The sequence below is a fragment of the Herbaspirillum sp. alder98 genome (assembly GCF_020179755.1).
Taxonomy (GTDB): Bacteria; Pseudomonadota; Gammaproteobacteria; order Burkholderiales; family Burkholderiaceae_D; genus Herbaspirillum.
This window is the reverse complement of sequence record NZ_JAIUCY010000005.1, coordinates 221,148-244,291: the sequence shown is the minus strand read 5'-3', so window position 1 is coordinate 244,291 and position 23,144 is coordinate 221,148. Positions and strand designations below refer to the sequence as shown.

Sequence of the window (23,144 nt, the reverse complement as noted above, 5' to 3'; positions counted from 1 at the left end):
CAATCTGCAGTCATACCCCATGGCGGCGTCGCGGGAAATCGACGCCGCCATGATGGCAAAACCGGGAGGAAGAAGTGGACGCAAGCATCATGACGGTGCTGATCCAGGACGGCATCACGACGGGCGCGATCTATGCCCTGCTGTCGCTGGCATTGGTATTGGTATTTTCGGTGACCCGGGTCATCTTCTTGCCGCAAGGCGAGTTCGTGGCCTTCGGCGCGCTGACGCTGGCGGCGATGCAGGCCGGCCAGGCGCCGTTGACGGCGCTGCTGCTGGTGGCGCTGGGCCTGGTGGCCCTGGCGGTCGAACTGATCGACAACCTGCGGGTGGCCGAACGCCGCACGCGACTGCCGGCGCGGCTGCCGCTATTGCTGGGCAAGTACCTGGTGTTTCCGCTGGCCGTGTATGCGCTCACGCGCACGGTCGCGCTGCAAGACTTGCCGATGCTGGCGCAGATCGGATTGACGCTGGCCATTGTGGTGCCGATGGGCCCGATGATCTACCGCGTCGCTTATCAGCCGCTGGCGCATGCCAGCATCCTGGTGTTGCTCATTGCCTCGCTCGGGGTGCACCTGGCGATGGTCGGGCTGGGCCTGTTCATGTTCGGACCCGAAGGCTCCAACACCAAGCCGTTCACCGACCTGCAATTCAACCTGGGCGAGAGCATGGTGTCGGGCCAGAGCGTGATCGTGGTGGTCACCGTAGCCGCGCTGATCACGGCCATCTATTTCTATTTCGGGCGCACGCTGTCGGGCAAGGCCTTGCGCGCCACCGCCGTCAACCGCCTGGGCGCGCGGCTGGTGGGCGTGGGCATCAACCAGGCCGGCAAGCTGTCGTTCACCATGGCCGCCGGCATCGGCGCGTTGTGCGGGATCCTGATCGCACCGTTCACCATCGTCAACTACGAGTCCGGCTTCTTGATTGCGCTCAAGGGTTTCGTGGCCGCCATCTTCGGTGGACTGGCCAGTTACCCGATTGCCGCGCTTGGGGCATTGTCGGTCGGCCTGGTCGAGAGCTTTTCGTCGTTCTGGGCCAGTTCGTTCAAGGAGCTCATCGTGTTTACCGTGATCATCCCGGTGTTGCTGTGGCGTTCGCTCACCAGCAACCATGTCGATGAAGAAGCCTGAGGGAGCCGCCATGTCATTTCCATCATCCTGGCGTGCCGCCATCCCGCTGGTCTTCTTCGCCGTCGTGCTGCTGTTGCCGCAACTGGGCGTGCCGCCCTTCTGGATCACGCTGCTTTCCTACGTTGGTCTGTACAGCATCGTGGCGCTGGGCCTGGTGCTGCTGACCGGCGTCGCCGGCCTGACCTCGTTCGGGCAGGCCGCCTTCGTCGGTATCGGCGCCTACACCACCGCTTATCTCACCACGCAGTACGCGGTGTCGCCCTGGATCGGCCTGCTGGCCGGTATCGCCATCACCGGCGTTTCGGCCTTGCTGATTGGCGCCGTCACCATGCGCATCTCGGGCCATTATCTGCCGTTGTCCACGATCGCCTGGGGCCTGTCGCTGTATTACCTGTTCGGCAACCTGGAGTCGCTGGGCAAGCATGACGGGCTGGGTGGCATTCCCTCGATCTCGCTGGGCAGCTTCGAATTTTCGAATGGTCCTTCGATGTACGTGCTGATCTGGATCGTCGCCATCCTGGCGCTGCTGTCGGTGCAGAACTTTCTCAATTCACGCGCCGGGCGGGCAGTGCGTGCGCTCAAGTTCGGCCAGGTGATGCCGGAAGCGATGGGCGTCAATACCGCGCGCATGAAGATCGTCATCTTCGTCTATGCCGCCATCCTGGCCGGTATCTCCGGCTGGTTGTACGCCCATTTGCAGCACGCGGTGAACCCGACCCCGTTCGGCCTCAAGTACGGCATCGATTATCTGCTGATGGTGGTGGTGGGCGGCGCCGGTTACGTATGGGGCGCGTTGCTGGGCGCCGGCTTGATCACCTTGCTGGGCAACTTCCTGCAGGAGTGGCTGCCGGGCGTACTGGGCACGGGCGGCAACTTCGAAGCCATCGTGTTCGGCATTGCGCTGGTGATCTTCCTGCAATACGCCAACGAGGGCTTGTGGCCGTTCATCCAGGCGCGCCTGGGCAACCGCTCGCCGGTCCGGGCGCCGGACGATGCGCCGGCGCTGGCGCAATCGGCCAAGCCGGCCGGTGGCGAAGTCATCCTTGAGGTAGAGGCGGCCCGCAAGCAGTTCGGCGGACTGGTGGCGGTCAATGACGTCAGTTTTTCGGTCAAGGCCGGTGAGATCGTCGGCCTGATCGGCCCCAACGGCGCCGGCAAGTCGACCACCTTCAACCTGGTGACGGGCGTATTGTCGATCACCAGCGGCAAGGTCGACTATCGCGGCAAATCGATTGCCGGCCTGTCGTCACGCGAGATCGCCAGTCGTGGCATTGCGCGCACCTTCCAGCACGTGCGCCTGGTGCCCGGCATGACGGTGCTGGAGAACGCTGCCATGGGCGCCTTCCGGCGCGGTGACTTCGCGCCCCAGGGCGGTATCCTGGCCGGCATCCTGCGCGCCAATCGTCGCGAAGAAGCCAAGATTCTGGCCGAGGCGCGCCGCCAGCTCGAACGGGTGGGCCTGGGCGACATGCTGTATCGCCAGGCAGGCAGCCTGGCGCTGGGGCAGCAACGGATCCTGGAGATTGCGCGCGCATTGTGCTGCGATCCGGCCTTGCTGCTGCTGGACGAACCTGCCGCGGGTCTACGCCTGAAAGAAAAGCAGGCGCTCTCGGCGCTGCTGGCCAAGTTGCGCGGCGAGGGCATGGCGGTGCTGCTGGTGGAGCACGACATGGACTTCGTGATGCAATTGACCGATCACATCGTGGTCATGGAATTCGGCACCAAGATCGCCGAAGGAACCCCGGCCCAGATCCAGGTGCATCCGGCCGTCCTGGAAGCCTATCTTGGAGGAGCGCAATGATGAATGCCGAAACCATGATCGCCCACGCCGAAGTCGCTGCCGCAGCGCCGGCCGCACCGGTGGTGCTGGAAGTGAACGGATTGTCGGCCCGCTATGGCAAGGTCGAGGCCTTGCACGGCGCCGCGCTGAAGTTGCGCGCCGGCCAGATCGTGACCGTGATCGGTCCCAATGGCGCCGGCAAGTCGACCCTGCTCAACGCCATCATGGGCGCCTTGCCGGTCAATGGAACGGCCAGTGGACGGGTGCTCTACCAGGGGCATGACCTGTCCAGCCTGGAGGTCGAGGAAAGGGTGGCGCGCGGTCTGTCGCTGGTGCCCGAGAAGCGCGAGTTGTTCGCCACCATGAGTGTCGAGGACAACCTGCAACTGGGCGCCTACAAACGGCATCGCAACCGGGAGCGCGACTATCTGGACCAGCTCGATTCGGTCTTCTCGCTGTTTCCGCGCCTGAAGGAAAGGCGCAAGCAGGAAGCCGGCACTTTATCGGGTGGCGAGCGCCAGATGCTGGCGGTGGGTCGTGCGTTGATGGCCAAGCCGCAAGTGCTGATGCTGGACGAGCCGAGCCTGGGACTGGCGCCGCTGATCACCAAGGAAATCCTGGGCATCATCAGCGCACTGCGCGACACCGGCGTGGCCACCTTGCTGGTCGAACAGAATGCGCGTGCGGCCTTGCAGGTGGCCGATTACGGTTATGTGCTGGAGATGGGCGAGCTGGTCAAGGAAGGACCGGCCGATGCGCTGGCCGCCGACAAGCAGATCGTCGAAAGTTATCTGGGGTTGGCGCGCAAGTAACTCCGTCATCCACCGTCGTCCTGACGAAAGTCAGGACCCAGCGTCTTTCCACCGACGGCAGGTGCGCCGCCTAAGTCACTGGGTCCCGGCCTACGCCGGGACGACGGAGATGGAGTTATCACCAACCCGTCGTTCCTGCGAAGGCAGGAACCCAGCGTCGTGCAACAGAGATAGCGTCCCCACCTTCATCAAAACAACTTGGCCAGTCGCAGGTTGATCCGGTTCTTTTCCTTCAGTCCATTCTCCACCGACAAGTCGCGTCCGTATTGCACCTGCCATTGCACTGTCGGCGTGATGAAGCTGGTTACGGTCAGGCGCGCGTATTGCGTGTTGATGCGGTCGTTCTGGTCAACCCCGTTGACCTTGGTCTGGCCGCCATGAATGCTCCCCACGCCCGCCGACAGGGCCGTGGCCTGCGACAGGTTGTAGCGCAGGTGCGCCTGCACTTCGTAGCGCGCCGCTTGCTTCAATGTCGCGTGCGCCGGGGTGTAGTTGGTGTTGTCGCCATGGACGGTCACGTCACCCACCAGATCGAGTGCCCATTGCGCGTTGAAGTGGCGGATATACGCCAGCTGCACTAATGCCTTCCAGCGATTTTCCCCCAGGTTGAGCAACTTGTTGCTGTCGTAGCTGCCGGTGGGCAGGTACAGGTAAGGCCCGATGCTGATGACGTCGCGGGTATTCTGGTCGAGCACATACTTGACCGGCGCCCCCACGATGAGGTCGCCCGTGCCGCTGGCGTTACCTAACACGCTGGCGTCGCCGCCGGTGCGCAGCTGGCCGAAAGGCAGGATGAACTGCGGATCGAGCACTGCGTTGTCGCTCAGCTTGACCACATGGATGAAACGCGCCAGCGCCACGCTGGAGTTCATGTCGAAGTTCGAGGACAGCTTGTTGCCATTGGCGAAGGAGTCGCTGCGCTGCGCATACTGGAGATACATCATGGCGATGTTGCTGCCGGCCGGAAAAGCTTCATAGTCGCCCGCGGTGACTTCGAGCGCGCTGGCCGAACGTGCCAGCGCCCAGATCAGCAGGGCGGCCGGGACGCGGGCGCCGAAACGACGCAATGGATGACGTGATGATGGGTGTTGCATGTTCTCTCCCTGGTTATCGATGTTGTGTGGCGGCTGGCAACAGGCCAGTGCCTGGATGGCAGTTGATGTATTCGTAATCCTGCTCGTCGGGCCTGAGCACGCTCACTTCGTGATACACGCTCAGCGCCAGCTGGAAGTCGAGCGCCTGCACCATGCGCAGGAAGGTGCCGAAGATTTCGACATGCGTGGGATGTGATTCGGCCCATTGCTCCATGTCGCCCAGCGAACGCCAGAAACTGAGGCCGAAGCTTTTTTCCTGGCGCTGGCCGCTGGCGTCGACGTGGTGCATGTAGCGGTTGCTGTAGCAGCCGATATCGCGCCCGTGGTCGCGCAGGAATTGCATGCCGCGCGCCAGCACCGGTTCCATCTCCTGCAGATACAGTTCGCGCTCGCGTCCGGTGGTGCTGCTCCATTGCTGGCCGGAACGGATCACCGCCACATTGGTATGGCCGGCGAGGCGGATTCGCCCCGGTTGCGCGGCATCGGCACGGCCCTGCAATTGCCCTGCCGGCGCCAGCGAATCGGTCTGCGCCAGCGGTATGCGTTCGCGCATCGAGCCCCAGTAGCCATGCTCGCGAAAGGGCGTGCTCATGCCATCCATTACCCGGCCGATGCCTTCGGGATTGTCTGGCGTGTTGAACATGGTTTCGAAATGCTCGGTGCGCGGGCTGAGGACTTCGCGGAAGTAACCGATGCCGTCCTGCAGGCGCGCCGGGTCGTCCCACCAGCCGGCGACAGCGGCGCTGTCGCGCCAGCGCGCAAATGCGGCCGGCGAGCGCCAGTAGGCGATGGCGATCATGTTGTCGTAGCCGGCGGCATCGACATAGTGCGTCAGGTCGTGGTGGTCGGGACCGTCGGCTGCCGCAAAACCGGCGACGATCTGCATCAATGCGCGACAGGCGATGCCGTGCGCGGCCGGGCCGCGCGACTGCACGCCGAAGTAGCCCATCACGACCTGGCCCACGGCGGGGTCGGCGCGCGCGGTCCAGCATGGATAGGAAGGTTCATAGGCTGCATCGACCCGGCTGGGCTGGCTGCGCGGGCATTGCAGGTGAGCGGCGATGGCGGATTCCATGGAATTCTCCTCAGGGGGTATCGGTGGCGGCGGCGTCGCTCGGGTCAGCGCCCGGCTCCAGCTGTTCGCATGGCGGCAGTACGTATTCCACCGGACGGGCGCGGCTGCGGTTGAGCAACAATCGGGTGACGTCGGGGCGCGCGTAATGTCCGGCCGGGTCGGCCACCGACTTGGCCACGGTGATGGCGTTGAAGTCGAGTTCGGCCAGCAGCAGGCCTTCTTCATCCGGCGCCAGCGTGGCGCACAATGACGCGCCGTCGGGGCCATAGATGACGCTGTGGCCGCCACCGGCGCCCAGCAGTTGGCGCTTGTCGTCGCTGTCGCACAGCAGCTCGATCATGGCTGGCGTCACGGTCGCGCAGGGCGCCAGCACAAAGCACGAACCCTCGACTGCATAGAGCCGGCTGGCGGCGTTATTGACCTCGGGTCCGAGCGCATGCGCCAGCGGCTGGTACAGCGAAAAGCTGGGCCAGGCCGCCACGTGGACCTGTTCGTTCTGCGCATACATGGCGTACTTCGACAGCGGTTGCAGATGTTCCCAGCAGCACAGCGCGCCGACCCGGCCGATCGGCAGGTCATGCACCGCCAGGTCGCTGCCATCGCCGTCACCGAACACGGTGCGTTCGACGTGGGTCGGCTTGAGCTTGCGTCGACGGGCGATGTCGACGCCGTCCGGGCCGATGATCCATTGCCCGATATAAAGTGAACTGCCGGCCCGCTCCGACAAGCCCATGACCACATGCATGCCGTGCTGGCGCGCAGCCTGTCGCAATCGATCGGCTTGCGGGCTGTCGTATTGCAGAGAGTTATCGAAGTAGCGATTGACGAAGCCCCGCATGATGCTCCAGGCCGGCGTGCCCAGCCAGACCCAGAACGGATAGCCGGGCAGCCAGGTTTCGGGGAACGCGATCAGCCTGGCGCCGCTGTGCGCGGCCTGGGCGATCAGTGCGATCGACTTGTCGATGCCGGCGTCGAGATCGAGGAAGGCGGGGGCGGCCTGGACGACCGCCACCTTCAAGGGGGATTGCTGCATGCATGGCTCCTGTGGTTGATGGGCCGTTGCAGTATCGGCATGCGCGCCGGCGCGGTCTTGACCAGGACGGCGGCCGATTTGACTGAAACGGAGATCGGCCCCAAAAACCACATTCGTGACATGCTTCTTGCTTGTATTGCCGGCGTGATGTGCGCACACTGCAATGCAGACCATTGCGTCACACGCAGCATTCCAGCCAGTCGGAGACCGTGTCATGCCTCAGGATTCATCGCCATCGTCGTTTGCAACTGCGCCTCTGCCCGCGCCGGCCGAGCTGCATCTGTCGACCCGCCATCTGCGCCCGCACGAGCGGGTCGATTACTGGCGCGAGATGGTGTGCCGACGCTTTGCCGAAGTGCAGATCGCCTCGCGCCTGGGCACCGATTTCTTCGGAGAAATGCAGGCGCACCAATATGCGGCGCTACGCCTGACCAGCGTCAGCGCGAAGGCGCAGGCGGTGACCAGGGTGGGGCGCGATGCCCGCAGCGAAAGCGAAGATTGTTATTTTGCGGTGCTGTTGCTGGCGGGCAGCGAATTCATTGCGCAAGACGGGCGTGAGGCGCGGCTGTTGGCCGGCGACATGGCCATCTATGACGGCGCGCGACCGCACCGCCTGATCTTTCCGGAAGACTTCAGCAAGCTGATCCTGCAGATACCGCGCCAGACGCTGGAAGGGCGCGTAGGTCGCATGCGCCACATCACGGCCCGGGTCATCGATGGCCGCCAGGGCGCCGGCGCGCTGGCATCGGGTTTCGTGCGCAGCGTGGCGGGCAGTGCATCGCAATTGGGGTTGCAGCACCACGAGCAACTGTCGGGGCAGATCGTCGACCTGCTGGCGCTGGCCATTGATGGCGCGGTCGTGCCAGAGTCGTGTGTCGTCGGCAACCGCATCCAGTCACTGGCGCGGGTAAAGCGCTTCATCGAATTGCACCTTGGCGACTGTGAACTGGATAGCACCATGGTGGCAGCCGGCGCCGGGTTGTCGCCGCGCTATGTGAATCAATTGTTCGAAGAGGAGGGGACGTCGCTGATGCGTTACGTATGGCGGCGACGGCTGGAACGTTGCCGAGCCGAACTGCTGGCGCCGCAGGCGCTGCGCTCGTATGACATTGCGCTACGCTGGGGCTTCAACGATCCATCCCATTTCAGCCGCGCCTTTCGCAAGCAGTTCGGCACCACGCCGCGTGCGCTGCGGCGCCAGGTGGATGGCTGATGGTGTCCTTCGCCTAGAAAATCGGCAGGGTCTCCGGTGCGCTGTCGCGCAAGGCCTTCTTGGCCATCTCGAACTCGGGAAAGATCGATTGCACCGTGGCCCAGAACTGGGGACCGTGGTTCATCTCGCGCAGGTGCGCCAGTTCGTGGGCGATCACATAGTCGATCAGGGGCAGGGTGAAATGCATCAGCCGCCAGTTCAGGCGGATACGACCATCGGCCGTGCATGAGCCCCACTGGGTGGTCGCCGACGACAAGGCGAACGAGCGATAGGTCACGCCCAGTTTCTCGGCATAGACGATCAGGCGACGACCGAACAGTTCTTCGGCGCGCGCCTGCAGCCAGCCTTGCACGCGGTCCTTCAATTGCTGTTCGCCAGCACCAGTTGGCAGGCTGACATTGAGTTCCTGCGTGTCTTCATCGAGGAACACGGCGGCGCGCTGGCCGCTGCGAATGCGCAGCGTGATGTCTTCGCCCAGGTAGGGCAGGGTGGCGCCGTCACACCATTGCATCTGCGGCTGCAAGCGGCGTGCCGAACGCTCGCGGCGTTCATTGAGCTTGGTCAGGATCCAGCGCTGCTTCTCGCGCACCGCATTGTCGATCTCGGTCAGCGTGACCCACTTCGGCGCGGTCACCCGCAAGCCTTCATCGCTGACCAGGAAGCCGATGGTGCGCCGCTTCGAACGCAACAACGCATAGTCGAGCGTGTGCTCGCCGAGGACGATGCGGCGGCGGCCATCGGCCGGGCGGGTCGACGGCGCCGTGTCGGGCAGCAAGCTGGGCGGCAGCGGCGCGGCGTGCACCACTGGATTGGGCGTGACGATGAGCGGTGTCTGTTCGGTCGGCGACGGCAGGGCCGGACCGGCGTCGGGGACGATGACAGCTGGGGCGGCCGGCTCGATGGCGAACAGGTCCAGCGACAGCTGGTCGGGATTGGCTTTGGGTTTGCGCAGCAGTATCAAGGCAGTCGCAGCGGTTATCTCACATGAAGTTCAGGACCGTGCCGGATCGCGGGAAGCGGGGGCTGCGGCGGCTTGCCGGGGCGCGCTGTTTTTATAGGCTGCCGGCGAAATCACGCGCATCTCGGATTCTATCCAATTTTCGACGCGTTCGTTCATCTCTGCAGCAGTCATGCCTTCGGGTGCGATCGGCTTGCCGATCGACACGATGATGGTGCCCGGTTTCTTGACGAACGAACCCTTGGGCCAGCACTCGCCGGAGTTGACCGCAATCGGCACCACCAGGGTGCCGGTCTCGACCGCCAGGCGCGAACCGCCGGCCTTGTACTTGCCCTGGCTGCCGACCTGGGTGCGGGTGCCTTCGGGAAACATCATGATCCACTGGCCGCTGGCCAGGCGCTGGCGACCTTGCTCGAGCACCTGGGCGAAGGCGTCACGGCCTTTCTTGCGATCGATCGGGATCATGCGCAACAACGCAATGCCCCAGCCGAAAAAGGGAATGTAGGTCAGTTCCTTCTTGAACACGAACACCAGCGGGCGCGTCATCTGGATCACGTAGAAAATCGTTTCCCATGCCGATTGATGCTTCGACAGCAACACCGCCGGCGCGTCGGGCAGGTTTTCCATGCCGCGTACTTCGTGGCGCACGCCGCAGATGACGCGCAGCGCCCACAGCACGAAGACGTTCCAGCGCGAGGTCCACCAGTAACGCTTGGGATAGGACAGCGGCGCCGACAGCAGGCAGGCGAACGACCACACCACGGTGGCGATGGCCATGATCACCAGATAGACGGCAGAACGCAGGATCAGAGTAAAACGCAAGATATTGTCTCCCATGCACTAGTGGCATGAAGGGGTGCCGGTCAGACCGAGACGTCGACCGGCGATTTCAGGATGAAGTCGACCACCGCCGACAGATTGGGGTAGACCAGCGTGCCGGGCGGCAGGCCGCCCTTCGCTTCGGTCTTCTCGCCCTTGCCGGTCAGCACCAGGTAGGGCGCGCAGCCGGCCACGAAGCCGGCCTGCAGGTCGCGCAGCGAATCGCCAACGGTCACCACGCCACCGCGCAGGCTGATGCCGAAGCGGCGGCCGATCTCGTTGAACATGCCCGGCTTGGGCTTGCGGCAATCGCAGTTGTCGTCGGCCGAATGCGGGCAGAAGAACACGGCATCGATATCGGCGCCGACCTGCTGGGCCGCATTGTGCATCTTCTGGTGGATAGCGTTGAGGGTCTTGATATCGAACAGGCCGCGCGCCACGCCCGACTGGTTGGTAGCGACCACCACCCGGTAGCCGGCCTGGTTGAGGCGGGCAATGGCTTCCAGCGAGCCCTTGATCGGAATCCATTCGTCCGGCGACTTGATGAAGGCGTCGGAGTCCTGGTTGATCACGCCGTCGCGATCGAGAATGATCAGTTTCATGCGAGTGGCTTCCCTTTGAACCGGCCGCCCCGGTTGCCAGGGGCGGCCGCAAGTTGCAGGTCGCTCAGGCGGCCAGCTTGGAGATGTCGGCGACCTGGTTGAGCATGCCGTGCAGTTCGGCCAGCAATGCCTGGCGGTTGCGGCGCAGCTGTTCGTCTTCGGCGTTGACCATCACGTCGTTGAAGAAGGCGTCGACGTTCTGGCGCAACTGCGCCAGCGCCTTCAGCGCGCCGGCAAAGTCGCCCTTGGCGTAGGCCGTCTGCACCTGCGGACGAGTCGCCTGCATGGCCGCGTACAGGCCTTGCTCGGCGGCCTCGGCCAGCAATTCCGGACGCACTGCGCCATGACCGTCGATGGCCACGCCTTCGATCTTCTTCAGGATATTGGTAATGCGCTTGTTGGCCGCAGCCAGCGCTTCGGCTTCGGGCAGGGCGGCAAACGCCTTGACCGCGTCCAGGCGTTCGACCACGTTGTCGAGCACGTCGGGCTGTTGCGCCACCACGGCCTCGACTTCGTTCTGGGCGAAGCCGCGCTCGCGCAGCAGGCCGCGCAGGCGGTCGTACAGGAAGGCCTGCACTTCGGCGCGCGGGTCCTTGAAGGCGGCATTGCCGGCAAACAGCGCCACGGCGGTATCGAGCAGCTTGGCCAGCGACAGCGGCAGGCGTTTTTCGACCAGCATGCGTAACACGCCCAGTGCGTGGCGGCGCAGCGCGAACGGATCCTTGTCGCCGGTGGGTTGCAGGCCGATGCCCCAGATTCCCACCAGTGTCTCGAGCTTGTCGGCCAGCGCCACGATGGCGCCGGTGGTGCTGGCGGGCAGCGCATCGCCGGCAAAGCGCGGCTGGTAATGCTCGCTGGCGGCCAGCGCCACTTCGTCGGCTTCGCCGTCGTGACGCGCATAGTAGGTGCCCATGATGCCTTGCAGCTCAGGGAATTCGCCCACCATGTCGGTCAGCAGGTCGGCCTTGGCCAGCAGGGCGCCGCGTTCGGCCAGGGCAACGTCGGCCGACAACTGGCTGGCGATGGCGCCGGCCAGCGCGCGTACGCGTTCGGTGCGTTGCAGCTGGTTGCCCAGCTTGTTGTGGTAGACCACGTTGGCCAGCAGCGGCACGCGATCGGCCAGCGCTTTCTTCTTGTCCTGCTCGAAGAAGAACTTGGCGTCCGACAGGCGCGGGCGCACCACCCGTTCGTTACCCTGGATGATGTGCTGCGGCGTGTCGGTGGCCAGGTTCGAGACGATCAGGAAGCGCGAACGCAGACGACCACTGCTGTCGGTCAGGGCGAAGTACTTCTGGTTGGTCTGCATGGTCAGGATCAGGCATTCCTGCGGCACCGACAGGAATTCATCTTCGAAGCGGCATTCGTAGACCACCGGCCATTCGACCAGCGCCGTGACTTCGTCGAGCAGGCTGTCGGGCATCAGGACCTGGTCGGCGCCGGCAAGTGCTTGCAGCGCGCTGCGGATCTTTTCGCGGCGTTCGGTAAAGCTGGCAATCACGCGGCCCTGATCGGCCAGCGTCGCCACGTAGCTGTCGGGGCTGGCGATCTGCAACGCGCCCGACGACAGGAAACGATGACCCAGCGTCGTGCGGCCGGCGTCGAGACCGAGGATGGTCAGCGGCACCACCTGCTCGCCCAGCAGCGCCACCAGGTAGTGCGCCGGACGCACGAAATGCACGGTCTGTCCGGCCGCATGGCCGGACTGGCGCTGGTAGCTCATGACCTTGGGGATCGGCAGCTTGGAGAGCGAATCCTCAAGCGCGGCCTGCAGGCCCTGCGCCAGCGGCGAACCCTTGGCGGTATAGGTGAAGAAGAAGCTCTCGGCCTTGCCGTCCTGGGCCCGTTCCAGCTGCTCGGGCGTGATCGACGCGACGCCGGTCTGGGTGGCCAGTGCCGTCAGTTTCTTGAGCAATGGCGCCGACGGTTTGCCTTCGGCGTCCAGGCCGACCGACACCGGCAGCACCTTTTCGCGGATGGACTTGTCGGGCGAGGCGGCGTGCACGCCGGTGATGGAGACGGCCAGCCGGCGCGGCGTGGCGTAGGCGGTGGCGGCAGCTTGCGCGTCCAGATAGCCGCGTGCCTTGAGGCCGTTGAAGATGCCGGCGGCGAAGGCGTCACCCAGTTTGGCCAAGGCCTTGGGTGGCAGTTCTTCGGTGACGAGTTCTACGAGAAGTGTCTGGGTCATGTTGTCTGTCTTGCTGTCTTGCACGGTGTGCCCGCCAGGCGGGCGCTGTTCGGTTGTCGCTGGCTCAAGCGGCGGCTTGTGTGGCGGCGGGGGCGGTGCCCAGCATCGGGAACCCGAGCCGCTCGCGCGATTCGAAATAGGCCTGCGCCACGGCGCGCGACAGGTTGCGGATGCGGCCGATATAGGCGGCCCGCTCGGTCACCGAAATGGCGCCGCGCGCGTCGAGCATGTTGAAGGTGTGCGCCGCCTTGAGCACCTGTTCGTAGGCCGGCAGCGCCAACGGCACTTCCATCAGGCGCTTGGCTTCGGTCTCGTAGTTGGTAAACAACGAGAACAGGAACTCGGTATTGGAGTATTCGAAGTTGAAGGTCGACTGCTCGACTTCGTTCTGGTGGAACACGTCGCCGTAGGTCAGGCGCTTGGTGACGCCGTTTTCTTCCCACTCGGTCCACACCAGGTCGTACACGTTCTCGACGCCCTGCAGATACATCGCCAGGCGTTCGATGCCGTAGGTGATCTCGCCCAGCACCGGCTTGCAGTCGAGGCCGCCGACCTGCTGGAAGTAGGTGAACTGGGTCACTTCCATGCCGTTGAGCCAGACTTCCCAGCCCAGGCCCCAGGCGCCCAGGGTCGGGTTTTCCCAGTCGTCCTCGACGAAGCGCACATCGTTCTGCTTCAGGTCCAGGCCCAGCGCCGAGAGCGATCCCAGGTACAGGTCGAGGATGTTTTCGGGGGCCGGCTTCAATACCACCTGGTATTGATAGTAGTGCTGCATGCGGTTCGGGTTTTCGCCGTAGCGGCCATCCTTGGGACGGCGCGAGGGCTGCACATAGGCGGCGCGCCAGGGCTCAGGGCCGATGGCGCGCAGGAAGGTGGCGGTATGCGAGGTACCGGCGCCGACTTCCATGTCGTAGGGTTGCAGCAGCGCGCAACCTTGGGCGTCCCAGTATTCTTGCAGCTTGAGGATGATTTGTTGAAATGTCAGCATCTTGAAGTGGTTGCCAGAGAAGCCGGCGAGGAATTGCCAAAACCCTGGATTTTAGCGCCTTTTGGGCCCCTTGATCCGGGTTTCGAGGAGTTCAGTGACGCAGTCTTGCGGCCTTGTTGCGGCCCCAGGCCACCAGCAGCATCAGTAACGACAGCCCGACCACCAGCGCATTGCCCAACAGAATGTACGGCGTCTGGCCGCTGTAGCCGGGCACGCTGGCGCTGAGCACGCCGCGGGTAAAGGGTGTCAGCTCCTGCGGCGTGCCGTTGCCGGGCAGGATCACGGCAGTGGCGCCGGTGTTGGTGGCGCGCAGCATCGGCCGGCCGGTCTCGAGCGTGCGCATCTGCGAAATCTGCAGGTGCTGCGGTAGCGCGATCGAGTCGCCGAACCAGGCGATGTTGGACAGGTTGAGCAGGATGCTGGCCTGGGGCCGGCCTTCGCGGTAGGCGCTGCGCAACTGGCCGGCGATTTCCTCGCCGAACAGATCCTCGTAGCAGATATTGGGCAGCACCCATTGGTCCTTGACCGCCAGCGGCGCCTGGGTCGGGCCGCCACGGGTCATGTCGCCCAGCGGGATGCTCATCATGTCGACGAACCAGCGAAAGCCGGGCGGAATGAATTCGCCAAACGGCACCAGGTGATGCTTGTCATAACGATAAGGCATCCCGCCCGAGGTGGTGTCGGGACTGAAGCCGAGCACGCCGTTGGCATATTGCTGCGGGCTGTCCGACAAGGGGATGCCCAGCATCAGGTGGCTGCCGCTGTGCTGCACGAAGCGCGCCAGTCGTTCCAGGTAGTCCGGCGGAAGTTGCTGCGGCAACAACGGGATGGCGGTCTCGGGCGTGGCGATCAGGTCGGCGGGGGCGGCACTGATCATCTGCTCGTACATGCTCAGCGTCGACACCAGCGCCTCATTGGAGAATTTCATTTCCTGCGGCACATTGCCCTGCAGCAGTCGCACCGAAATAGGGGCGCCGGCCGGCGCGGTCCAGGCCACCGTGCGCAGCAGCAGGCCTGCTGCCAGCATCACCAGCACCGTCGCCAGTGGCAGACCCAGCCGCATGGCGCCGGCCACGTTGCCGCGTCGGCGCAGTGCCTGATATAGCAGCGCCAGCGCGCCGGCGATCAATGCTGCCACCCAGCCCACGCCATACACCCCCGCCAGCGGCGCAAAGCCGGCCAGCGGGCCGGTGGTATGCGCATAGCCCGACACCAGCCAGGGGAAGCCGGTAAATATCCAGCCGCGCAGCCATTCCGACAAGGCCCACAGCGCCGGCAGGATCAACAGGCCCAGTATGCGCGGCGAAGACGACCAGCGACCCCGCAACCAGACCGCCAGCGCCGCCGCCGCACCGGCATACAAGCCGACATAGAGCGCCAGCAGCGCCACGGCCAGCGCCGCCATCCAGCCCGGCATGCCGCCATAGTCGTGCATGCTGATATAGAGCCAGTGCACGCTGGCGGCCGACCAGCCGAAGCCGTACAGCCAGGCCCGCACGAAATGCCGCCGCGCGCCGGCTTGCGGCGTGGCGACGATGCCATGGAACAGCCACGCCAGCGCCAGTATCTGCAGCGGCCATAGCCCGAACGGGGCGAACGCCAGCACGTTGAGCGCGCCGGCAGCGATCGCCAGCAGCGCAGGCGCACCCGGCAATTTGTTAGGGATCAGGGAGTTCACGCCAGCGCCGCTTCAGTTGCGATCATTCTTCGTCGATCGACGCAGGAGGGATGGTTGAGACCAGCAGCACGTGGGTCTGGCGGGCATCGGCGCGCAGCACTTCGAAGTGCAGGCCGTCGATGTCGAATTCGTCGCCCTTGCGTGGCACACGGCCGACGTGATTGGCGACCAGGCCGCCGATGGTGTCGGCATCCTCGTCCGAAAAACGGCTACCGATCTCGTCGTTGAACTGCGATATCTCGGTCAGGCCCTTGACGCGCCAGCGCGGGCCGGTCGGGCTGTCCTTGAGCGCCAGCACGTTGTCTTCGGCTTCGTCGAAGTCGTACTCGTCCTCGATGTCGCCGACGATCTGCTCCAGCACGTCTTCGATGGTGATCAGGCCGGCCACGCCGCCGTATTCATCGACCACGATGGCCATGTGGTTGCGGTTGGCGCGGAAGTCGCGCAGCAGCACGTTGAGGCGTTTCGATTCGGGGATGAAGATGGCGGGACGCAGCATGTCGCGCACATCGAAGGATTCTTCCGCGTAGTAGCGCAGCAAGTCCTTGGCCAGCAAGATACCGACCACCTTGTCTCGTTCACCGTCCACCGCCGGAAAGCGCGAGTGCGAAGTCGACAGCACGTCGGGCATCCAGGTCTCGATGGGCTTGCCGATGTCGATCGTATCCATCTGCGAGCGCGGCACCATGATGTCGCGCGCGGCGAGGTCGGACACCTGGAACACGCCTTCGATCATCGACAGGGCGTCGGCGTCGATCAGGTTGCGCTCGTGTGCGTCGTGCAGCACTTCAAGCAGCTCTGCGCGGTTTTCAGGTTCGGGGGAGATGAGGGCGGTGAGACGTTCAAACAGCGAACGGTGGGGTTTAGCGTCAATGGATTTGACGCTACTAGAGTGATCTTGCATAGGGCTGGGTTGCTGACCCGTCGTAGTGGCTAAGGACCATAGGATACAACAATTATGTGACATGTCCACTAAGCGCTCGCTTGCCGTCGAGCTTGCATTTTGCGTAGAAATGGACGTGGTTGCATGCCGGAAACGGGTATTTGTTCGCCATTGCCGCCACAAAAAAAAGCCGGCATCCACGGATGCCGGCAAAAAACTACCCTCAAGGATGTCACTGCAAAACTGGTCCTGCCGTCACTGCAACTGCGCGTTGTTGCCGATGTGCATCAGGCATAACCCAGTGTGCCGGTGCGCAGGCCGCCCAGGGCCGGCGCCGGGTTGATGTGCACCATCGGAGCGTTGGCAGCGGCTGGCAGGGGCACGCTGTCGTCCAGCTTGAATACCGACACCAGGCCCGAGAGGCTATTGGTCTGCTCCTGCATCGAAGCGGCGGCAGCGGCGGCCTCTTCGACCAGCGCGGCGTTTTGCTGGGTGGCTTCGTCGATCATCGTGATGGCGCGGTTGATCTGTTCGATACCCATGGTCTGTTCGGCGCTGGCGGCGCTGATGTCGTGCATGATGGTGGTGACGCTCTTGATGCTGTCGACCACTTCGGTCATGGTGGCGCCGGCTTCGTTGACCAGGGCCGAACCTGCGGCGACCTTGGTCACCGAGTCATCGATGAGTTGCTTGATTTCCTTGGCGGCGGTGGCCGAGCGCTGGGCCAGCGAGCGCACTTCGGACGCTACCACTGCGAAACCGCGACCTTGTTCACCGGCCCGGGCCGCTTCGACTGCGGCGTTCAGCGCCAGGATGTTGGTCTGGAAGGCGATGCCGTCGATGACGCTGATGATGTCCACGATCTTCTTCGACGATTCGCTGATCGAATCCATGGTGCCGATCACGCGGTGCACCACGTCGCCGCCCTTGACGGCCACTTTCGATGCCGATGCTGCCAGCTGGTTGGCTTGCTGGGCGTTTTCGGCGTTCTGCTTGACGGTGGCGGTCAGTTCTTCCATCGCCGAGGCGGTTTCCTGGAGCGAACCGGCCTGTTGTTCGGTGCGGGCCGACAGGTCCATGTTGCCGCGCTTGATTTCGTCCGAGGCGACAGCGATGGTGTCGGTGCCGTGGCGGACTTCGCCGACGATCGATTGCAGGCTGTCGTTCATGCCCTTCAAGGCGGTCATCAACTGGCCCAGTTCGTCGCGGCCCTTGACCACGATGCGGCTGCTGAGGTCACCGGCACTGACGTTCTGGGCCACGGTCACGGCTTGTTGCAGCGGCACCGAGATCGAGCGGGTCAGCAGCCAGGCGATGGCGGTACCCAGCAGCAGGGCGATCAGGCTGGTGGCCAGCATGGTCCACTTGGCCAGCGAGTAGGCTTCGTCGGCGGCGGCCACGTTGGCGGTCGAATTGGCGCGCAGCACGTCATTGAAGCGGGCGATATGGGCGATAACCTGGCGCAGGATCGGCATGCAGTCGTTGATCAGCGCAGTCTTGGCGGCTTCGGTCTGTTGCGAGGTGGCAAGTTGGCCGATGCGGGTGGCGATGGGCAGGTAGGTCGCTTCCAGCGAGCGCAGCTGGTCGAGCATCTGGCGCTCTTCCTGCGAGGTGCCTTCGGCCTGCATCAGCGTGGCCAGCTGGGCGATGCCGGTGTCGATGTCTTTCTGCGCCGAGGTCACCAGGGCGATGTCGTTCTTCTGGTCGGCGGGGGTGGACACCAGCACCAGGTTACGTGCGCCGATGGCGCGCAGGCCGACGGCGAATTGGGTCTTGGATAGTGCCAGCAGTTTGCCCTCGTCGACGGAGGTCAGGAACTCGATGCGATCGTTGAGCTTGGAAACCTGGCGCAGGCCGAAACCGGCGATGGCGACTAACAGAATCAGCAATGCGGCGAAACCGAGGCCAAGGCGTTGGCCGATCTTGAAGTTGTTCATGACATCCTCCCGAGTAGTGGTGAAACGATTGTTGTCCACGGCCCCCCCCACCAGCCATCAGGGTTTTCCTGAAATTTAGCTGACAGCGCACAGGAAAACCCTGACAGGCTTGTCAGCTCGACATGTCTTTGCGACTTTCGTTATCGGTGGGGGGATAAAGCGATGCAGGAGGGGGTGGCAGAGCGACAATGTTGCCCGTTTCCTATAGGGGCGCTCTGTAAATTCTCGATACTGATTTCCCGCTGTTGCGGGGATGCCGGGGCGCAACCAACGGCGCTGGGTACCGGCCTTCGCCGGTACGACGGAGACCATATAAAGGTCAAGTCGAGTTATTTATCTCCGTCGTCCTGACGAAAGTCAGGACCCAGCGTCTTTTGCCTTGTTGTCTTTTTCCCTATTGATGCACGCCAATATCAGCGCTGAGCGTAAGGATCGGAAAAACCCAGCGTGGCCAGCAGTTCGGTCTCGATGGTTTCCATCTCGGTGGCTTCTTCGTCGTCCTCGTGATCGTAGCCCTGCGCATGCAGCACGCCATGCACCACCAGGTGGGCGGTATGTTCGATCACCGTCTTCTTCTGCTCGGCCGCTTCCCTGAACAGTACTTCAGTGCAAAAGATGATGTCGGCCTGGGTCACTTCGCTGTCCTCGTCCTCGGTGTAGGCGAAGGTCAGCACGTTGGTGGCGTAATCCTTGCCACGATAGTCACGGTTGAGCGTGCGCCCCTCTTCGGCATCGACGAAGCGCAGCGTCAGCTCGGCCGGCGCAAACAAGGCCGCCTGCACCCAGCGGCGCAGCAGGGGACGGGTGATGGTGTCTTTCAGGCTGGCATCGGCATATTGCACCGACAGGGCGAGCTTAGGTTTTGCGGACATTGCGGGGTTTGGCTGATTTGGTCAACAGGTTGGTGGCCGCGCGCGCGGTGTTGCGGGCGGTATCGGGCTTGGGCGCAGGATTGTTGGCGCCGTCATAGGCGTCGACGATGCGCGCCACCAGCGGATGGCGCACCACATCGGCGCTGGAAAAGCGCGAGAAGGCGATGCCACGCACGTCCTGCAGCACCGACAAGGCATCGATCAAGCCGCTGCGCTGGCCCTGGTGCAGGTCGATCTGGGTGACGTCGCCGGTGATCACGGCCTTGCTGCCGAAACCGATGCGGGTCAAGAACATCTTCATCTGCTCGGCCGTGGTGTTCTGGGCCTCGTCAAGAATGATGAAGGCATGGTTCAGGGTGCGGCCGCGCATGTAGGCCAGCGGTGCGATCTCGATGGCCTGCTTTTCGAACAGTTTCTGGGTCCGATCAAAACCCAGCAGATCGTACAGCGCATCGTAGAGCGGTCGCAGATAGGGATCGACCTTCTGCGCCAGGTCGCCCGGCAGGAAGCCCAGGCGTTCGCCGGCTTCCACCGCCGGACGGGTCAGCACGATGCGCTGGACGCTGTCGCGCTCCAGCGCATCGACCGCGCAGGCCACTGCCAGATACGTCTTGCCAGTGCCGGCCGGGCCGACGCCGAAGGTGATGTCGTGTTCGAGAATGGCATTGAGATACTGCGACTGGTGCGGCGTGCGGCCGCGCAGGTCATGCTTGCGGGTCTTGAGCACGGGGCTGTCGGCGATGGTCTTGTCGTTGTCGTCGGCTGCGTCGGCGTCAGGTGCGGGTTCGGTTTTCCTGGCGGCGCTGGCGCGGCGCGCGCGAGCCCCGGTGGCCGCTGCTGGCGCGAAGCCGGCTTCCTCGTCGGCGGCGGCATGGGCGCGCTGCTCGACCAGCGCCAGCTGGATGTCTTCCACCGCCACGACGCGCTCGGCACGCTGGTAGAAACGCTCCAGAACGTCTACTGCGCGTTGCGCATTGGTGCCGGTGACCACGAAGCGGTCGCCGCGCCGGAAGATGGTGACATCGAGCGCGGCCGAAATCTGGCGCAGATTTTCATCGAGCGCGCCGCACAGGTTGGCCAGGCGCCGGTTGTCCAGTGGCTGCGGGATGAAATGGTGCGGCTGGTTTGGTATTTTTTTCAATGAGAGTCCGCAAGGGTCATTGTTTAACGACAACCTCGCCTCGCAGCGAGAACGGGAAAGCTTCAACGATGGCCACGTCGATCAATTGGCCGACCAGGCGCGCACCATTCGGGCCGCCATCGAAATTGACCACGCGATTGTTTTCGGTGCGGCCCTGCAGCTCGTTGGGGTCACGCTTGGACGGTCCCTCGACCAGGATGCGCTGCACACTGCCCAGCATCGACTCGCTGATCCTGGCGACGTTGTCATTGATCGCCGCCTGCAGGCGCTGCAAGCGCTTGAGCTTGACCTCTTGCGGGGTATCGTCGGCCAGGTTGGCCGCCGGCGTGCCGGGACGGGCGCTGAAGACGAACGAAAAACTGTTGTCGAAGCCGACGTCGTTGATCAGCTTCATCAGCGCCTCGAAGTCTTCTTCGGTTTCACCGGGGAAGCCGACGATGAAGTCGGACGACACCGTGATGTTGGGGCGCACCTGGCGCAGGCGGCGCAGCACCGACTTGTATTCGATGGCGGTATAGCCGCGCTTCATGGCTGCCAGCACGCGGTCGGAGCCGTGCTGGGCCGGCAGGTACAGGTGGTCTACCAGCTTGGGCACCTTGGCGTAGACATCGATCAGGCGTTGCGAGAATTCCTTGGGATGGCTGGTCACGAAGCGAATGCGCTCGATGCCGGGAATCTCGGCGATGTATTCGATCAGCAGCGCGAAGTCGGCAATCTCGCCGTCTTCCATGGCGCCGCGAAACGCGTTCACGTTCTGGCCCAGCAGCGTGATTTCCTTCACGCCCTGCTCGGCCAGGCCTGCCACTTCGGTCAGCACATCCTCGAAGCGGCGCGATACTTCTTCGCCGCGGGTATAAGGCACCACGCAATAACTGCAATACTTGCTGCAGCCTTCCATGATCGACACATAGGCGGTCGCGCCCTCGACCCGGGCCGGCGGCAGGTGGTCGAACTTCTCGATCTCGGGAAAGCTGATGTCGACCTGCGCGCGTCCGGTATAGCGGCGCTCGGTGATCATCTGCGGCAGGCGGTGCAGTGTCTGCGGGCCAAATACCATATCGACGAATGGCGCGCGCTTGATGATGGATTCGCCTTCCTGGGACGCTACGCAACCACCCACGCCGATCAGCAGGTCGGGGTTCTTCTTCTTCAGTTCGCGCAGGCGGCCCAGATCCGAGAACACTTTCTCTTGCGCCTTCTCACGCACCGAGCAGGTGTTGAGCAGGATCACGTCGGCGTCTTCCGGACGATCGGTCTTGACCAGTCCCTCGGCGATGTTGAGCACGTCGGCCATCTTGTCCGAATCGTATTCGTTCATCTGGCAACCGAAGGTCTTGATGAATACTTTTTTCTGCATATGGTTTTACAGGCATGAAGCGCGCCCCGATGGGGATGCGGCGCGGCAGGGAAGGCGTTGGAGCAGGGCGCACGGGTTGGTTCTGTCGTAGCACATGTGCGCCGGCGTGCCCCTTAAAGGCTGGCGATTATAGCACCGCAAGGGCGGTCCGGCCCGCAGCCAGGGGCGCTGCAGACCGGCGTTGATTGTTTTACCATGGCGGCCATTCCAACCGTTGTCTATATATAAGGAAACGCCATGACCGCACCCCAGACCCTGGTCCAGATCGCCGGCGGCAGTCCGCGCATTGCATCCTGGCAAGAGGCCGTCCTGGTGATCATCGATCATCAGGCCGAATACACCACCGGTCGCGTGCCGCTGACCGGCATTGATGCCGCAGTGGCGCAGGTCGCCGAACTGTTGCGCCAGGCGCGCGCAGCCGGCGCGCCGGTAATCCACGTGGTGCACCAGAGCAAGCCCGGCGCTGCGCTGTTCGACCCGCAGGGCCCGGGCTCGGCCATCATTGCCGGCATCGAACCGCAGGCGGGCGAAGTCGTGGTGGGCAAGGGCCTGCCCAATTCATTCGCCGGTACCACCCTCGATGCAGAATTGAAGAAGACCGGGCGCCAGTCGCTGGTGATCGCTGGCTTCGCCACTCACATGTGCGTCAGCGCCACCACCCGCTCGGCGCTCGATCATGGCTATGCCAGTACCGTGGTGGCCGCCGCCTGCGCCACACGCGACCTGCCCGATCCATTGGGGGGTGCGGCAATTGCCGCCGCCGATGTGCAGCGCACGGCACTGGCCGAGCTGGCCGATCGTTATGCCACGGTGGTGGCAGATGCGTCGGCCTTGAATCGCTGATTTGCCAGATTCGGCAGCACTAAAGCAAAACGCCCCGATGGCGAACCATCGGGGCGTTTTGTATTGTCTGACCGAAGTCTGACTTAGGCCATTGCAACGTTGCCCAGGTTGACGCGGCCAGCATCCTGGCGACGACGACGGTAGGCGCCGAAGCCGACGATGGCCAGGCCAGCCAGCATCATCGCAGTGGTCGTGACTTCAGGCACGGCCGAGATGCTGATGTTGCCGCCGAAGCTGCCACCAGCGGTGCCGGTGATCTTGCCCAGCACGGTCAGCGTGTAGCTGCCGGAAGCCAGGGTGTTGCCGCTCAGTTCGAAATACTGGGTGTTGCCGACAGTGCTCTTGGTGCCCGTGATGTTGGTGCCGTTGGAGCTGGTCAGGGTGAAACCGGTCAGGTCAACCGCCGACTGGGTCTTCAGGGCGATGGAAATGATCGCCGACGACAGGTCGAACGCGTTGGACACCGCGAAGGTGAATTTTTCAGCAAACGTCTTGTTGGTGGTGCCGCTACCGAACTTGGAGCCGAAGTCGGAGGTGTCACCGACAAAGGTCAGCACTTGAGTACCGTTGATGTCAGCTGCATTAGCCGAGGAACCTGCCGCCAGCAGCGACAGAGCCAGGAACATGCCCGCGAAAATCTTTTTCATGATTAATCCCATTTTGTAATTTCGAAGAGGGAGCAGTCGCGAGCACATGGAGATTTCTTTGTGGCAATTCCCATATTCGCATTTTGCTGCGCTATCGAAC

The 23,144-nt window shown here is 63.7% G+C and carries 21 protein-coding genes; 6 read left to right on the top strand and 15 right to left on the bottom strand.

The window, feature by feature from the left end; translation table 11 throughout:
• Window positions 1-74: 74 nt before the first annotated feature.
• Genes LBW87_RS13810 through LBW87_RS13800 form a run of 3 tightly spaced genes read left to right on the top strand, consistent with a single transcriptional unit; the run spans window position 75 to window position 3,719 of the window.
• On the top strand, window positions 75-1,127 hold the full coding sequence (locus LBW87_RS13810) for a branched-chain amino acid ABC transporter permease (RefSeq protein ID WP_225202067.1): 1,053 nt from the start codon (window positions 75-77) through the stop codon (window positions 1,125-1,127).
• A 10-nt stretch (window positions 1,128-1,137) separates the two neighbouring features.
• A complete protein-coding gene (locus LBW87_RS13805) occupies window positions 1,138-2,928 on the top strand; it encodes an ABC transporter permease subunit (protein WP_225202066.1) in 1,791 nt (596 codons plus the stop codon).
• On the top strand, window positions 2,925-3,719 hold the full coding sequence (locus LBW87_RS13800; RefSeq protein ID WP_225202065.1) for an ABC transporter ATP-binding protein: 795 nt from the start codon (window positions 2,925-2,927) through the stop codon (window positions 3,717-3,719). Before LBW87_RS13805 ends, LBW87_RS13800 begins: the two co-directional genes overlap by 4 nt.
• 188 nt (window positions 3,720-3,907) lie before the next feature.
• Here the strand turns inward: LBW87_RS13800 and LBW87_RS13795 are convergent, their stop codons facing one another.
• The 3 genes from LBW87_RS13795 to LBW87_RS13785 are packed head-to-tail and all read right to left on the bottom strand — an operon-like array spanning window position 3,908 to window position 6,921.
• The gene (locus tag LBW87_RS13795; RefSeq protein ID WP_225202064.1) at window positions 3,908-4,813 is read right to left on the bottom strand and encodes a transporter; all 906 of its coding nucleotides are present in this window, start codon (window positions 4,811-4,813) and stop codon (window positions 3,908-3,910) included.
• Between the two features lie 13 nt (window positions 4,814-4,826).
• Window positions 4,827-5,888, bottom strand: coding sequence for a phenylacetaldoxime dehydratase family protein (locus LBW87_RS13790; protein WP_225202063.1), 1,062 nt, complete (start codon window positions 5,886-5,888; stop codon window positions 4,827-4,829).
• A gap of 10 nt (window positions 5,889-5,898) precedes the next feature.
• Window positions 5,899-6,921, bottom strand: a complete 1,023-nt coding sequence (locus LBW87_RS13785) for a carbon-nitrogen hydrolase family protein (RefSeq protein WP_225202062.1) — start codon at window positions 6,919-6,921, stop codon at window positions 5,899-5,901.
• A gap of 214 nt (window positions 6,922-7,135) precedes the next feature.
• On the opposite strand from LBW87_RS13785, the gene LBW87_RS13780 reads away from it, so the two are divergent.
• The gene (locus tag LBW87_RS13780; protein WP_225202061.1) at window positions 7,136-8,134 is read left to right on the top strand and encodes a helix-turn-helix domain-containing protein; all 999 of its coding nucleotides are present in this window, start codon (window positions 7,136-7,138) and stop codon (window positions 8,132-8,134) included.
• Window positions 8,135-8,147: 13 nt separating this feature from the next.
• Here LBW87_RS13780 and LBW87_RS13775 read toward each other — a convergent pair whose 3' ends face one another.
• The 7 genes from LBW87_RS13775 to LBW87_RS13745 all read right to left on the bottom strand — a co-directional run bounded on the left by LBW87_RS13775 (window position 8,148) and on the right by LBW87_RS13745 (window position 16,268).
• Window positions 8,148-9,095, bottom strand: a complete 948-nt coding sequence (locus tag LBW87_RS13775; RefSeq protein WP_225202060.1) for a SprT family zinc-dependent metalloprotease — start codon at window positions 9,093-9,095, stop codon at window positions 8,148-8,150.
• Between the two features lie 30 nt (window positions 9,096-9,125).
• Complete coding sequence (locus LBW87_RS13770; protein WP_225202059.1) at window positions 9,126-9,929, bottom strand: lysophospholipid acyltransferase family protein; 804 nt, start codon at window positions 9,927-9,929, stop codon at window positions 9,126-9,128.
• Window positions 9,930-9,955: 26 nt separating this feature from the next.
• A complete protein-coding gene (gene gmhB / locus LBW87_RS13765) occupies window positions 9,956-10,513 on the bottom strand; it encodes a D-glycero-beta-D-manno-heptose 1,7-bisphosphate 7-phosphatase (RefSeq protein WP_225202058.1) in 558 nt (185 codons plus the stop codon).
• Window positions 10,514-10,577: 64 nt separating this feature from the next.
• Window positions 10,578-12,698: a glycine--tRNA ligase subunit beta gene (gene glyS, locus LBW87_RS13760; protein WP_225202057.1), complete on the bottom strand. Its 2,121-nt coding sequence runs from the start codon at window positions 12,696-12,698 to the stop codon at window positions 10,578-10,580.
• A 64-nt stretch (window positions 12,699-12,762) separates the two neighbouring features.
• Complete coding sequence (glyQ, locus tag LBW87_RS13755) at window positions 12,763-13,686, bottom strand: glycine--tRNA ligase subunit alpha (protein WP_225202056.1); 924 nt, start codon at window positions 13,684-13,686, stop codon at window positions 12,763-12,765.
• A 91-nt stretch (window positions 13,687-13,777) separates the two neighbouring features.
• Window positions 13,778-15,364 carry an apolipoprotein N-acyltransferase gene (gene lnt, locus LBW87_RS13750; RefSeq protein WP_225202055.1) on the bottom strand — a complete coding sequence of 529 codons (1,587 nt, stop codon included), beginning with the start codon at window positions 15,362-15,364 and terminating at the stop codon, window positions 13,778-13,780.
• A gap of 22 nt (window positions 15,365-15,386) precedes the next feature.
• Window positions 15,387-16,268 (bottom strand): HlyC/CorC family transporter, encoded by an 882-nt coding sequence (locus tag LBW87_RS13745; RefSeq protein WP_225202054.1) that lies wholly within the window; start codon window positions 16,266-16,268, stop codon window positions 15,387-15,389.
• Between the two features lie 123 nt (window positions 16,269-16,391).
• Here LBW87_RS13745 and LBW87_RS13740 point away from each other — a divergent pair, with 123 nt between their 5' ends.
• Complete coding sequence (locus tag LBW87_RS13740) at window positions 16,392-16,544, top strand: hypothetical protein (RefSeq protein ID WP_225202053.1); 153 nt, start codon at window positions 16,392-16,394, stop codon at window positions 16,542-16,544.
• Here LBW87_RS13740 and LBW87_RS13735 read toward each other — a convergent pair.
• The 4 genes from LBW87_RS13735 to miaB all read right to left on the bottom strand — a co-directional run bounded on the left by LBW87_RS13735 (window position 16,535) and on the right by miaB (window position 21,554).
• The gene (locus tag LBW87_RS13735; protein WP_225202052.1) at window positions 16,535-18,184 is read right to left on the bottom strand and encodes a methyl-accepting chemotaxis protein; all 1,650 of its coding nucleotides are present in this window, start codon (window positions 18,182-18,184) and stop codon (window positions 16,535-16,537) included. The genes LBW87_RS13740 and LBW87_RS13735 overlap by 10 nt on opposite strands.
• Before the next feature lie 413 nt (window positions 18,185-18,597).
• The gene (gene ybeY, locus LBW87_RS13730) at window positions 18,598-19,056 is read right to left on the bottom strand and encodes an rRNA maturation RNase YbeY (RefSeq protein ID WP_225202051.1); all 459 of its coding nucleotides are present in this window, start codon (window positions 19,054-19,056) and stop codon (window positions 18,598-18,600) included.
• Complete coding sequence (locus LBW87_RS13725) at window positions 19,040-20,197, bottom strand: PhoH family protein (protein WP_225202050.1); 1,158 nt, start codon at window positions 20,195-20,197, stop codon at window positions 19,040-19,042. Before LBW87_RS13725 ends, ybeY begins: the two co-directional genes overlap by 17 nt.
• A 16-nt stretch (window positions 20,198-20,213) precedes the next feature.
• Window positions 20,214-21,554: a tRNA (N6-isopentenyl adenosine(37)-C2)-methylthiotransferase MiaB gene (gene miaB, locus LBW87_RS13720; RefSeq protein ID WP_225202049.1), complete on the bottom strand. Its 1,341-nt coding sequence runs from the start codon at window positions 21,552-21,554 to the stop codon at window positions 20,214-20,216.
• 237 nt (window positions 21,555-21,791) lie between these two features.
• Here miaB and LBW87_RS13715 point away from each other — a divergent pair, with 237 nt between their 5' ends.
• Entirely contained in the window at window positions 21,792-22,397 is a 606-nt protein-coding gene (locus LBW87_RS13715; RefSeq protein ID WP_225202048.1) for a cysteine hydrolase family protein, read from the top strand.
• A gap of 83 nt (window positions 22,398-22,480) precedes the next feature.
• Here LBW87_RS13715 and LBW87_RS13710 read toward each other — a convergent pair whose 3' ends face one another.
• Entirely contained in the window at window positions 22,481-23,044 is a 564-nt protein-coding gene (locus LBW87_RS13710) for an FxDxF family PEP-CTERM protein (RefSeq protein WP_225202047.1), read from the bottom strand.
• Window positions 23,045-23,144 lie beyond the last annotated feature (100 nt).

What these genes read in the sequence shown, in the direction of transcription:
- LBW87_RS13800 (WP_225202065.1), top strand. Translation starts at nt 2,925, where the DNA reads ATGATGAATGCCGAAACCATGATCGCCCACGCCGAAGTCGCTGCCGCA.
- glyS (WP_225202057.1), bottom strand. Translation starts at nt 12,698, where the DNA reads ATGACCCAGACACTTCTCGTAGAACTCGTCACCGAAGAACTGCCACCC.
- LBW87_RS13745 (WP_225202054.1), bottom strand. Translation starts at nt 16,268, where the DNA reads ATGCAAGATCACTCTAGTAGCGTCAAATCCATTGACGCTAAACCCCAC.
- glyQ (WP_225202056.1), bottom strand. Translation starts at nt 13,686, where the DNA reads ATGCTGACATTTCAACAAATCATCCTCAAGCTGCAAGAATACTGGGAC.
- LBW87_RS13785 (WP_225202062.1), bottom strand. Translation starts at nt 6,921, where the DNA reads ATGCAGCAATCCCCCTTGAAGGTGGCGGTCGTCCAGGCCGCCCCCGCC.
- LBW87_RS13780 (WP_225202061.1), top strand. Translation starts at nt 7,136, where the DNA reads ATGCCTCAGGATTCATCGCCATCGTCGTTTGCAACTGCGCCTCTGCCC.
- ybeY (WP_225202051.1), bottom strand. Translation starts at nt 19,056, where the DNA reads ATGTCCGCAAAACCTAAGCTCGCCCTGTCGGTGCAATATGCCGATGCC.
- LBW87_RS13805 (WP_225202066.1), top strand. Translation starts at nt 1,138, where the DNA reads ATGTCATTTCCATCATCCTGGCGTGCCGCCATCCCGCTGGTCTTCTTC.
- gmhB (WP_225202058.1), bottom strand. Translation starts at nt 10,513, where the DNA reads ATGAAACTGATCATTCTCGATCGCGACGGCGTGATCAACCAGGACTCC.
- LBW87_RS13740 (WP_225202053.1), top strand. Translation starts at nt 16,392, where the DNA reads ATGCCGGAAACGGGTATTTGTTCGCCATTGCCGCCACAAAAAAAAGCC.
- LBW87_RS13715 (WP_225202048.1), top strand. Translation starts at nt 21,792, where the DNA reads ATGACCGCACCCCAGACCCTGGTCCAGATCGCCGGCGGCAGTCCGCGC.
- LBW87_RS13770 (WP_225202059.1), bottom strand. Translation starts at nt 9,929, where the DNA reads ATGGGAGACAATATCTTGCGTTTTACTCTGATCCTGCGTTCTGCCGTC.
- miaB (WP_225202049.1), bottom strand. Translation starts at nt 21,554, where the DNA reads ATGCAGAAAAAAGTATTCATCAAGACCTTCGGTTGCCAGATGAACGAA.
- LBW87_RS13710 (WP_225202047.1), bottom strand. Translation starts at nt 23,044, where the DNA reads ATGAAAAAGATTTTCGCGGGCATGTTCCTGGCTCTGTCGCTGCTGGCG.
- LBW87_RS13790 (WP_225202063.1), bottom strand. Translation starts at nt 5,888, where the DNA reads ATGGAATCCGCCATCGCCGCTCACCTGCAATGCCCGCGCAGCCAGCCC.
- LBW87_RS13795 (WP_225202064.1), bottom strand. Translation starts at nt 4,813, where the DNA reads ATGCAACACCCATCATCACGTCATCCATTGCGTCGTTTCGGCGCCCGC.
- LBW87_RS13735 (WP_225202052.1), bottom strand. Translation starts at nt 18,184, where the DNA reads ATGAACAACTTCAAGATCGGCCAACGCCTTGGCCTCGGTTTCGCCGCA.